10 protein-coding genes are annotated in these 12,523 nt (G+C 35.7%); 5 read left to right on the plus strand and 5 right to left on the minus strand.

The window, feature by feature from the left end:
- Positions 1–244 precede the first annotated feature (244 nt).
- Entirely contained in the window at positions 245–1,144 is a 900-nt protein-coding gene (locus DWQ18_05390; GenBank protein ID RDJ33487.1) for a hypothetical protein, read from the minus strand.
- Positions 1,145–1,264: 120 nt separating this feature from the next.
- Positions 1,265–3,274, minus strand: coding sequence for a serine protease (locus tag DWQ18_05395; GenBank protein ID RDJ33629.1), 2,010 nt, complete (start codon positions 3,272–3,274; stop codon positions 1,265–1,267).
- 1,130 nt (positions 3,275–4,404) lie between these two features.
- Here DWQ18_05395 and DWQ18_05400 point away from each other — a divergent pair.
- The 5 genes from DWQ18_05400 to DWQ18_05420 all read left to right on the plus strand — a co-directional run bounded on the left by DWQ18_05400 (position 4,405) and on the right by DWQ18_05420 (position 10,113).
- Positions 4,405–5,967 (plus strand): HAMP domain-containing protein, encoded by a 1,563-nt coding sequence (locus DWQ18_05400; protein ID RDJ33488.1) that lies wholly within the window; start codon positions 4,405–4,407, stop codon positions 5,965–5,967.
- 84 nt (positions 5,968–6,051) lie between these two features.
- Positions 6,052–7,242, plus strand: coding sequence for a response regulator (locus tag DWQ18_05405; GenBank protein RDJ33489.1), 1,191 nt, complete (start codon positions 6,052–6,054; stop codon positions 7,240–7,242).
- A gap of 48 nt (positions 7,243–7,290) precedes the next feature.
- Positions 7,291–8,358, plus strand: coding sequence for a hypothetical protein (locus DWQ18_05410; protein RDJ33490.1), 1,068 nt, complete (start codon positions 7,291–7,293; stop codon positions 8,356–8,358).
- A gap of 204 nt (positions 8,359–8,562) precedes the next feature.
- Positions 8,563–9,429 carry a CBS domain-containing protein gene (locus DWQ18_05415; protein ID RDJ33491.1) on the plus strand — a complete coding sequence of 289 codons (867 nt, stop codon included), beginning with the start codon at positions 8,563–8,565 and terminating at the stop codon, positions 9,427–9,429.
- A gap of 78 nt (positions 9,430–9,507) precedes the next feature.
- The gene (locus tag DWQ18_05420) at positions 9,508–10,113 is read left to right on the plus strand and encodes a hypothetical protein (protein ID RDJ33492.1); all 606 of its coding nucleotides are present in this window, start codon (positions 9,508–9,510) and stop codon (positions 10,111–10,113) included.
- Positions 10,114–10,119: 6 nt separating this feature from the next.
- Here the strand turns inward: DWQ18_05420 and DWQ18_05425 are convergent, their stop codons facing one another.
- From DWQ18_05425 to DWQ18_05435, 3 genes are read right to left on the minus strand one after another with little or no spacing between them, the layout of a single operon-like run.
- A complete protein-coding gene (locus DWQ18_05425; GenBank protein ID RDJ33493.1) occupies positions 10,120–10,380 on the minus strand; it encodes a DUF2024 family protein in 261 nt (86 codons plus the stop codon).
- Positions 10,381–10,412: 32 nt separating this feature from the next.
- On the minus strand, positions 10,413–11,936 hold the full coding sequence (locus DWQ18_05430) for a glutamine-hydrolyzing GMP synthase (protein ID RDJ33630.1): 1,524 nt from the start codon (positions 11,934–11,936) through the stop codon (positions 10,413–10,415).
- A 4-nt stretch (positions 11,937–11,940) separates the two neighbouring features.
- A complete protein-coding gene (locus DWQ18_05435; GenBank protein ID RDJ33631.1) occupies positions 11,941–12,504 on the minus strand; it encodes a hypothetical protein in 564 nt (187 codons plus the stop codon).
- Positions 12,505–12,523: the final 19 nt, after the last annotated feature.

Consider the following 12,523-nt stretch of genomic DNA (forward strand, 5'->3'; position numbering starts at 1 on the left):
TTTTCTAAATTGTGAATTGTTAGCTTTTCATCTACTTCGATATTTTTTTGAGCAAAAAAATCATATTTGAAATCTTTATTGTATATGGGAACCTCTCTGATCAAATTAAATTTTGGAATTGAATCTTTATTCATGTAATTAATACGTAGCATCTAATCAAAAACTTCTGTTTGTAATTTTTTACATACAATCGTATTCCAAATGCCTAAAATTAGTATCTAAAAATTAAAATAAAAAAATTGACTTAAGCAAAAGTCAATTCTAATTGTGGAGTGTTACTCTGTGCTTCTCTTGCAGCAAAGTTAATTCTGCCTGGTTGGTCTTCGTTACTCTTCATGATGATCCAGCCATTGTTTTCCATTCCAGAAAGAAATGCTTCAATGTCGCCAGTTACATCAAATTCTATCCATTGACCATTTACTGAATTGTCGATGTTAGTCACTGCAGTTGGTGCTGGATTAAATACTCCTCCATTCCAACTTGCACAGTCTGTTTGTGTAGAACAATCCCATGTTACTCCTGTCTGTTCGCCTACTAGGCTACTAAATGGAGCATTCATGCTTTTTCCTTCATCCCAATTGGCACCAAGGGCATGGATGTTGATGGTTTGTGAATCTGACCATTTTCCGTCATTACTAATTACAAAAAGCTTTAGCGTAGCGGATTTGAGTGATTTTCCTTGGGTTACTGCTTCTAGATCATTTTGATTAAATGCAATCAACGCTCTGTTATTTGTCTCGCCTTGTCCCATCACTCGAAGTATATCATTTGAGCCTTCGTTGGAATTTCGAATTCCTTCTCTGACAAAACTGTCTTTTGCCGGATAGATTGTGGCTGTAAAGTCATCTACTTCATACTTTGGTCCTTTATTGAATAGTTTCAGTGAAGAGAAGTCCTCAGTTTTTTGCATTACTTGGACTGTTCCAACTTCAGCATGTTGCTGAACGTAGGTTCCTACTGGTATTGAGTCTGTGTGTGAATCATAGCACAAGCCATTATCACATAGTGTTGTGTCTTGTGAAGTTACATTATCCATTCCAGAATCCAAAACAAAAAAGGATACACCAGAAATAGATACACCTGCAATTATCATCATACTAAGTAGTTTTTTTCCAAACCATTCAGTCTGTGTTGTAGTGTTCATTGTATAGTATGAATCAGAATTACTAGTATAGTCTTGTTTGTAATGCAGTTACACACATTTGTGATTTTTGGATCCTAGTTAACACTGGATAATAATATGGAAAATATTTTTCTTAAAAAATTAGTTTTTGTTTGCTAAAAATGATGCATCAATCATTCCGTAACCAATATCATTTGATGCCTCAGTTGTAGTTTTTACTGTATTGGTTTTCATTTGTTCTAGCACATCTACTGGTGATGCATCTTGATTTCCTTGCAGCATCAATGTAGCCAATCCTGCCACATATGGCGTTGTTGCGGATGTTCCATAGAACAAGTCTCCATTGTATGCAAGTGTAGTAACACCGTCTGGGCCTACTACATCTGGGGCTAGTTTACCGTGGTTTGTTGGACCTTGTGAGCTAAATGACTCTGTCTTACCGTTTTGACTATTTACTGCGCCGACTACTATGGCACCTCTTGCATCTGCAGGAACTACCACGCTACTTTTAGCAATTGGGTATTCTACTACATTGTTTACTGAAAAGACCTCTAGAATAGTATCTCTTGGAATGTTTGCAGCCGTCAAGTCGCCATCAAGCTGGTTTCCTGCATAGGAAATGCCGATTGCATACAGTCCTTCCATCTGTGGAACAAAGTGAATGCTCTCAAAGCTTCTATCAGATTGAACTTTTTGAATATTAGCAGAATAGTCTACGATATTTCCTGTTGGATCAAGTAGTATCAAGTCAAAGTCTGTAACATCCTTTAGTGGGTTGTTCCAGTTCAGATAAACCATAATTGGTTGTTGGGCCAAGACTTGGCTTTTTGATACGGATATAGACATGCCTTCGTCGTACTCGTCAAATTCATGCCATGCATTTAGGTTTGAATCAACAAATTTTCCTTCCCAGTGTTTTTCAGCAAAGTTTCCAGAAGGAACAACAAATGTAATTCCATGTGATATTGCTTCTTCTACCTTCTTTGTGATGTGACTGGTTCCATCAGTTGGTAAGTTGGGCCATCCTGCTGCCATTGCAATGACATCTACTTCATTTGCAATTGCCTCATCGACTGCGGCAACAAACTCTACGTCAGTATCCATCTCATATAGATACAAGTCAGCATCTGGTGCAACATCGGTGATAATTTCAGCTACTGCTGTTCCGTGCTCCAAACCGTTGGTTCCGCCGTGATGTTGCTGTGTCCATAAACCTGATGAACCACCTCTAAATGATTTAGTGTCTGCGATGTTGTCTGCAATCTTTTCATTGGATAAATCAAAACTAAGATCTAGTACTGCAACTTTGACATCTTTGCCTGTGATACCTTTTGTATGAACAATATCTGCATTAATAGAGTATACACCTTCGGATACTTTATGATCCATTCTTTCTTCTTTGATAATACCTTCTAATTGGGAAAGTTTTTCAAGTTTATTTTGTAATTGGATTAATTTTTCATATTTTTTAACTTCTACATCACTAAGATTTTTGTTTAAACTTCGTGTATCTTTTTTAATTGAGTTATCATCTGAAACATTATCTTGTTTTGTGGAATCAGAACTTGAGCTGGTTCTTGCTTTTCTACTTTCATCAGTAGATGATTCTAATTGGCGTGTCTCAGTATTGGGATCTTTTACTTCTGAATCAGAACTTTCTTCGATTGACTTGGAGTTTTCAGTACTATCTGTAGATTCTTCACTAGATTCAATTGTTCTTTCACTAGATTCAGCATCAGCGTTGTTATCTTCATTTATCTCATTATTGGTAGATTCTTCGCCTGTAATTTTGATGATTTCTTCATTGATTGACTTTTCCAACGAAGCAATTTCTAACTTGTTTTCTTTGTAAATTTTGTACAAGTTGTATGTAACTTGGCTTGAAGTTCTCTCATTTGAGGATTCACCATCTAATTTTGATAGCTCTGAAACCACCTTAGTTTGAATACCGTCAATTTGTTTCTCTATGCCTGAGTATTCTTTTATTGTATTTTTAGATGCCTGATTTTCTTTGGAGACTAGATCATTCAAACTATCTAAAATCCCTTCATCAGGTATTACATCCACATAATTTGATTTAATATCATAAAATATTGGCTTGTTTACATCTGTTAGTGAAACTGGAGTTCGAATAAAGTCTACTCCAGACATAGCCATAACTTCGTTCAGATTTTCAACATTCAAAGTCATTTGTACAAGTGAACCTGACATTACATCAATCTGACCTTTAGCCATTAATTTTTCTAAGAGTTTTGGATTAATCTTTGATAATTCAACTACAATTTGCGTCTGACCATTTTTGAACTTTAATCCAAATTTATTGCCATTTTCATTACCGTTTCCGTTACCATTACCGTTTCCGTTACCATTACCGTTTCCGTTACCATTACCGTTTCCGTTACCATTACCGTTTCCGTTACCATTACCGTTTCCGTTACCATTTGCTTTGTTTTCAATTACGTCTTTTACAATTGCTTTTCCGTTATCTGTCTTCAAAAGCTTCTTTAGATTATTATCCAAATTCATGTTATCTTTTGCCAAAGACTTAAGATTTTTCATATGATTTTGTTTTTCTGGATCATCCAGAGCATTAAGATTATCATTTTTTAATTTTAAAGAAATTTTTACATTGTTACCATTATTTCCGTTACCATTACCATTTCCTGCATCACTTGTTGCTCCACTTGCAGCGTTTCCTGCATCACTTGTTGCTCCACTTGCAGCGTTTCCTGCATCACTTGTTGCTCCACTTGCAGCGTTTCCTGCATCACTTGTTGCTCCACTTGCAGCGTTTCCGGCATTACTTGCTGCACTGGATGCTGCTCCACCGGCATTACTTGCTGCACTGGATGCTGCTCCACCGGCATTACTTGCTGCACTGGATGCTGCTCCACCGGCATTACTTGCTGCACTGGATGCTGCTCCACCGGCATTACTTGCTGCACTGGATGCTGCTCCACCGGCATTACTTGCTGCACTGGATGCTGCTCCACCGGCATCAACTGGAAGCGCACTAGCAACTCCTGCACTGCTAAAACTCCAAGTGAGTAGGATTGCAGTTAGGAATACTACTAGGACCCGTGAACTTTGTGAAGTATTGGTAGTTTTCAAAGTGACATTCTTTCGTGTACCTTGAATAAGTTATTCTGTCTGTAATGCCATTACATACATTTTCTTTAATCAAATTTTGTGCGTAAATAGGCATGAATATTCAGTTATTAGGGCTAAAGCTTAGTCCTGACGAGCTACTATTTTACTGCAATATAGGTGGATTTTAGGCCATGAGAATACGGACAAAACTAGCCCTAGAAATCATAATTCTCGTTAGCTTAATCGGAATGGTGTCTTTTATAGCGCTAATCAACACAAAACAGGTCCAAGACACATTTACTAATCTTAGCGATCAGACTTTGCCAATTCTTGATTCTCTTACCCAAATGAGGCAGTCTGCTACTCAAGTTACTTCAAGAACTATGGAGATTCTGCTTTTAGAAGAGGAGTCTAAAACTGCCCAGGGAATGGAACTTGCCGAAATAGAAGAAGAACTTGAAATGCAGTTTTACCAAATAGAAAAAGCAAAGTCCTCATTTAATCAAGCATATTCTAAATATTCCAATTTAATGGATTATCACTTTCCAAATCAGAACAGCAATTCTAATGAAATTGCAGAAAAATGGAATGATCTAATTATAATTTCAAACACCATGATAAAGTTAAAAACTAACGGTGCAAGTGGAAACCAAATTCTTGCTTTATCTGAAGACTTTCATCAGGCACAACAAAACATCAACAATGTAATTGATTCAACAGTTAGTCAGACAGCTGCAAATGTAAGTGATACTAAGGACTTTGTTGATTCTCTAGTATCCAATACAACTTTGACAATTTTTATCACACTTAATGTCTTTATTGCAGCATCACTAGGCATTCGATACCTGATTTTAAAATCAATCTCAAACCCTCTTCAAAAATTAAGAAAAACCACGCATACAATTGCAACTGGGGAATTTATCAAAAATAACATGAAAGGAGACGATGAAATATCTGAACTTGCAAGAGACATTGACGCAATGTCTTCAGAGCTTTCTAAATTAAATAAAACAATTGTTGCCAATGAACGACTATCTTCTATTGGAAATCTTGCCAGCCGTTTAGCACATGACCTGCGTAATCCTCTCTCAGTCATTAAAAACTCTGTTGAAATAATGAAGGTAAAGCTTGATCCTATAATGGATGAAAAGACTAGTCACCAAATGGCAATGGTTGGAAGAGCAGTCGCAAGAATGACTCATCAGATAGATGATGTCCTTGATTACGTGAATGTATCTGAGCTACAAATGGAGCGTCATTCCTTGTCTACAATTATTGAATCTTCAATTCTTAATACGACAGTACCTTCTCATATCCGCATAAATCTGCCAAAAAACAGTGCCTCAATTAATTGTGATGCATTCAAACTGGAGATTGTATTTTCTAACATGATAAACAATGCCATTCAGGCAATAGATGGAGAAGGAACAATTTCATTTAGAATTCATGATAAAGACGATTATGCAATAGTTGAGATGGAAGATTCAGGCCCAGGAATCCCAGATTCTGCAATGGAAAAGATCTTTGAGCCGCTATTTACTACAAAGCAAATTGGCACAGGATTAGGTTTGGCCAGCTGTAAAAGTATTATCGAAAAGCATGGTGGAAAAATTGAGGTCTCAAATCATCCTACAACATTTACAATAATGTTGCCTAAAGCGGAAAAGACCAAAAAAACAGAGTTTGAGGAGGCCACAGAGGATATTGACTCTAAAAGCCCATCAAAATTAACCATGACTAGAGAAAATTCCTAGAATCCTTTAGGAATAAAATCTCAAAAAAAGTTTGTTCAATCGTACAACACACTAGAAAAAATGTACTTTTTTTATTCATAAATTATGGCACAGGAAGCGGTAGTTGATTTTGAGAAAGAAGGAATCGAACTTCTCAAGGATTTTGGATTGGATGAAGATGAGGCCAAGGTGTATCTTGGATTACTTAGAATGGGCTCTTCAAAAGCAAGTGAAATTAGTCATTTTACACAAACAGATAGGGTTAGAGGTTACAAAATTTTAGAAAATTTAAAAAATCAAGGATTCGTCACATCGACTCTTTCTTCACCAATTAAATTTTCAGCAAATGAACCAAAAGAAATTCTCATAGATATTATTAAAAAAAGAAAACAAGAAACAGAAAAGCTTGAAAACAATGTCGAGAAATTACTAGAAATCCTTAACAAAGTAAAAACAAATCAACAGACTGCAAATTTACCAAAGCTGACAGTAATTTCTGGTAGAGCAAACATCTATGATCAAATTATCAAAATCATTGATGAAACAACAGATGAACTCTATCTAGTTACCACAGTTTCAGATTTAATTCGAATGTACTATACTGACATTCCAGAGGCAATTAAGAAAGCTTCCAAACGAAATGTCGTAATAAAACTAATGACAGAACTTGAGATATCAACAAAGTTAGAATGCGCAAAGCGATTAGGTGTAAATTATTTTAAAATAGCAAAACTTCCTTCACAAGGAAGAATTATCTGCAATTCATCCCAAGTTCTAATGTCAGGATATACTTCTTCTACATCTAGTCAAAGCACGAGTGATGATTCTGCATTGGTAACAAATTCAGATGAAATAAGTGGTAACATGAGAAGTCTTTGTAAATTTATGTGGAAAATTGGTAAAGAGATCAGAGTAGATAAAACAAAAGATGAGCCATCACAGCAAAAAGAGACTACCGCACTAGTAGTGGATGATGATCCTGACGCCGTAGAAATGTTTTCAGATTATTTGGAAATAAAGGGAATTCAGGTTGTTGGAAAATGCAAAAACGGCAAAGAAGGTGTAGATGTGTATGAACAGCTAAGACCCGATGTAGTATTTTTGGATATAATGATGCCTGAATACGATGGATTTTATGCATTAAAGAAAATTCGAGAGATTAATCCTGAATCTAAAGTAATCATGGTTACTGCAGACTTTACCTCTGAAACAAAGAAAAAACTTCGAGAAATGAAGCCAACTGATGTAATTTACAAACCCTATGACGTCGAAAAAATTCTTGGGCAGTTGTTTTAATTGATAAAAAATAACATCTTTTTCATTACTGGAATATTATGTGTGGTTATGTTTTTTTCTGTCATACCTGTATCCTATTCTGATTCCGGAAATGTAAATTGGCAACTAGTCTATGTAACTGGACATTCAAAGTGTACTCCAACAGAAACTACAAAAACCAATGAATTTTTTGCCGTCACTGAACAATATTTTGAAATGTACAAGTTCACTGCAAACGGAGCTGAACCCAAATGCATGGCCATCTCTGATCTGTCCAAGAGTTATTTTCAAAAAGATATCCAGCTTGTAATAGTGATTTTTGATGATTCTTCAGGAAAGAATCTCTTAGCAAAGCAGGGTTATGAGGGATTTTATTCTCATCTTGGAGATGATCGTGACAAAAAACATACTATAATGATTAAGGATAGTCCAAACTTTGATTCATACTACGATTCTACTGATACTGCCTGGCTATTGAGCAATCATCTATCAAAGTTTGTTCTTTACTACAAGGGATACTCTCAACAAGAAATTCAAAGGATTCTACAACCAATTGAAATGCGTTATGGAAAATGCGTGGGTTATGAATATACTACCAACGTTTGTGATACCGTAAGGACTAACGTAAAGCCCGACAAGATTGGAAAATATTTTACTGTTATGACTCCATTTGAGAAAGCAGTAGGAAACAAATCCCTTAACCATCTTCCAAGTGATCTTACCACTAATGAAACCATATTGAATCTTCAAAGAGAAATTACTACTTGGTGGATAAATGATAAAATCACTAATGAAGATTATTTAAAATCTGTAAAATATCTTGTCAATGCACCTCCTCCTGTAAATAACACTAAAAATATCTCAAGTATTGATTTGCCAAATGGTTTTATCATGATAGATTTGGTAAAAAAGAAAACTACGGTAAATCAACCAAGTCAATTTCAGGCCTTTGCAATAGGTGATAATAGTAATGATGTTTTTTCATACATCCCATTTGAAGCAGATGTTCTCAAAGAAGATTCATCAGAAATTCCTGATTGGTTTAAGATGAGAGCAAAACTATGGTCTGAGAGAAGAATAAGTGACATGATCTTCTTTGATGGTTTAGAATCACTCATTAGAACAAATTCAAAATAAAAAAAGAACCCCATTTCCTGCAAAACGAGGGGGCATGGTGCATGGAGGGTGAGGTTCTAGGTATACTAGGAATCTTTGGAATAATATTTTCTGTTTGTAATCCCATTACAAACAATCATGATGACTCAATCAAATTTTTCATCAAATCTGTCTGTTCAAATCATACACTACAAAAGATATGACTGAATTGATTTATTTCTCCTCATGCAGCAAAATCAGATAGGCATGACTCCGCAAATAAAGGCTCATTCCCTGTCACATAAACCAATTAGCTTACCTCAAAATTCTACAATTTACGATGTTATGAAAAAGATGTATGAGAAAAACATCTCGCGATTGCTCCTAACACACAGAAACCAATTCACTGGAATTGTAACTCAAAAGGATATTGGGAAATTTCTACTAGCTCAAAAAAATAATTCACCGATTTCAAAGACTCCAGTATCAAAAATCATGAACTCTATCGTATACGTTGATGAAAACGCTTCTGCAATAGAATGCTCTGAGCTTATGCTAAAGCACCAGATCAGCTCCCTTGTAGTAAAAAAAGACAATAAATTCAGAATCTTTACAAAAAATGATCTAACAAAATATTATGCACAAAATTGCAATGGAAAGTTCAAAGTCTTTGAGTTAATGACAATTGGACAATTCTTTTGCAAACAGACAAGCTCAATTATGGATGTCCTATCAAACATGATATCATACAATGCATCACGATTAATAGTAAAGGACGATGATGAAGTTCCAGTTGGAATTATTACATTTAGAAATTTTATTAATATAGCGTTAGAGTTCTCGCAAAAAGAAAAAGGACCAAAACATGTTGTAAATAATTTTGATAATTTCTTTGCATCAAAAAATGGCTACGGAAGAAGATGCCTTGCAAATGAAATAATGACACGAGACATTATCGTGGTTAATGCTTGGGATGATCTTACAAAGGCTGCTCAGATAATTTTAGATAACAGGGTTCATGGAATTGGCGTGGTCTCAAAGGGTGAAATAATTGGAATCATTAGCGAAAAGGACATAATTCGAGCCTTGACCATGGACAGCCAAGAAGACTAGAAACTTCCAAAATGGAACTTTGAAGCTCAAGAAATTACAACTCATAGATATATCCCATCAAGCGTACCAGTAATTAGCATGAATTCAAGAATTACAATTCTAACTTTAATGGCAATTATGGTCGTTTCAATTAACACCGCTTATGCAGATGAGAATACTTCTGTATCGATTAAATTCATTGGAAACAACTACCTTGATCTAAAAGATGACAATCGATTAGTTCGTGCAGACATTGAAATTGAAAATTTTGATCCTCAAGACGGCTATTATTTTATGAAGATTACAAATCTCTTTACTGGCGAAGTGATCAAAACCTCTGAAATTAATCCCACATACAGAGAGGAAGGTCTTTGGGGAATGCAGACTTCATATCTAGTTGATGACACCGTAGAAGATCTCATTGGAGAATATGAAATTCAAATTTATACAGAGTTTGGTACTGCAACCACTAGTACAACATTTTCGGTAGTCGACTCCAGCAAAAACCCATTGGTTGTAGAAGAAGCTGGTACGTTACAGGAATTAACTGAATCACCTGAAACTCCAGCTCAAACCCCATCATCACTGCTACCACAATGGGTGAGAAACATATTCATCCTATATGCCGAACAACAAATAAGCGAAATTGAGCTGATGAGTGCACTAGAATACCTAATAGACCAAGAAATTCTTCAAGTAAAATAATCTAATCTATTTTGGACAGCCTTCCATCTTTGCAATATGGAATCCTTCAGTCATAATTTCAATTTCAATTTCTTCAGGAACGCTTTGTGAATGACAAAACCTGCATTCTTCTGAAGAAACCTTGGCGTCATCTTCACCAATAGATTTCAACCATTTTTTTGCATACTCTATAGCTTTTTGAGGATCTTTTTTGTCAGTAATAACATCAAAATGTATGGTGTGACCGTCCTTTGCTTTGACATATGTGTCAAAAACATGAAATGTCATTACGATGTTTTGTTTTTGATATAATTTGTAGTTTATTGTGGCTCTATTGTTGCAGGCGGTTTGCTTGATACTGCATAAGTAACCCAAGTAACCTCTTCAATTTCATTTGTAATCCTGTTGCTAATCTTTTCTAGTAATCCATGAGGAAGCCTAGTCCAATCAGCAGTCATGGCATCAATAGAATCTACTACCCGAATCATTACAATATTTCCGTATCTTCGCTCATCACCAACAACTCCTACTGCTTTGTCGTCCCCAACTGCAGCATATGCTTGCCAAACTTTATTGTATATTCCAGCTTCCCATAACTCTTCTTCCACTATCTTGCTTGCAATCTTTGCAATCTCTAGTTTTTTTGTAGTTACTTGTCCAATTATTCGCACTGCCAAACCAGGACCTGGAAATGGATGACGCTTGATTAGTTTTTCAGGAACTCCTAGTAATCCAGCAACTTTTCTTACTTCATCTTTGTACAAATCACGTAATGGCTCCAAAATTTCCATTTTGAGCCATTCAGGTAATCCACCCACATTATGATGGGATTTTATTACAGCAGCTGGTCCCTTGGACACTCCACTTTCTATGACGTCTGGATAAAGAGTTCCTTGTGCAAGCCATTTGAATGGGCCACTCTTTTCAGCAAACTCTGAAAAGATCTTTACAAATTCTTCTCCAACTATCTTTCTTTTTCTTTCAGGATCATCAACGCCCTCTAGTTTCTCTAAAAATCGTGATGCAGCATTAATTGGGGTAAAATTTACTTTGAAATTATTTTTGAACATAGTTTCTATCTCTTTTTCTTCATCTAAACGTAAAAGACCATTATCCACAAATACGCACTTTAGTCTGTCTCCTATAGCTTTGTGAATTAACAGAGCTGCAACTGTAGAATCTATTCCTCCACTTACTCCACACAAGACATTTCCTTCAATTTTTTTAAGATTGTTTACGGTATTGTCTACAAACGCCTCCATCGTCCAGTCTTGTTTTGCCTTGCAAATTTTTAAAACAAAGTTTTTCAAAATTTCAGTTCCTTGTTCTGTATGTACAACTTCTGGATGAAACTGAATGCCGTATATTGAATTTGATTTATTTGCAATTGCGGCTGCTTTGGCACTCTCTGTGTGACCTATGATCTCAAATCCTTTTGGAATCTCTTCTGCTTCATCTCCATGACTCATCCATGCTCTGACCGAGTCACCAATGCTACTTAGCAAATCACTATTGTTATCGACAGTCAGAAGAGATGAGCCATATTCTTTGTTAGCACGCTTGACTTTGCCTCCAAAATTATTTACAATTAATTGATGACCATAGCATATTCCCAACAGCGGCAGATTCATCTCAAAAATTTTATTCTCAGGTATGGGGGCATTATCCTTGTAGACACTTGATGGACCACCAGAAAAAATAATCCCCTTTGGTTCGAGTTTTTTTAACTCCTCTAATGAAATGTCATAAGGCACAAGTTCTGCATACACTGAAAAGTCTCGTATACGCCTACAAATCAAATGACTATACTGAGAACCAAAGTCTAAAACGACAATTTTGTCCATAAAATCACTTGCTTTTGTTCTCAAGCATTCGTGTAAGTGACCATGCTGCAGTATTTACAATCTCTTTTACACGTTCTTTCTGTCTATAATTTTTAATTATTATCTCTCTGATGTTGGAGCCGTTTTTATTAATTACATAGTCTATGATGGATTCTGGTTGAATCTTTCCGCTCTCTGCTTCAACAGAGTCTTTTCGTTTCATTTCTCCAATAATTCTATCTAAAAAGAACGTCTTGAAAGGAGGAGTATCTGCATCAATAACTAATTTTTCATCCAGTATGATTGATACCTGCTCTGGTGTGACATACGCGTTTGCAATTACTGCACCATCTGCTCCCCTTGTAAGTGGAATTGTCTCATCTTCTTTTTTGATGGTGACTTTTGGTGACTCCTCTGTAGTACTTCTTAATGATGAAGCTTTTGTAAAACTAGTTTGCTTGATTAAGGAATCTAATACGCTAAGATTTTTTTTAAGATATTCGATCTCTTCTTCATGTTTTTCAATTTGTCCTGATATTCTGTCTTTTAATTCTAGGATCTCACGAATTTTCTCATCAGATAACTGCATGTAATTTGTCATACATTTA

Source organism: Thermoproteota archaeon (assembly GCA_003352285.1).
Taxonomy (GTDB): Archaea; Thermoproteota; Nitrososphaeria; order Nitrososphaerales; family Nitrosopumilaceae; genus PXYB01.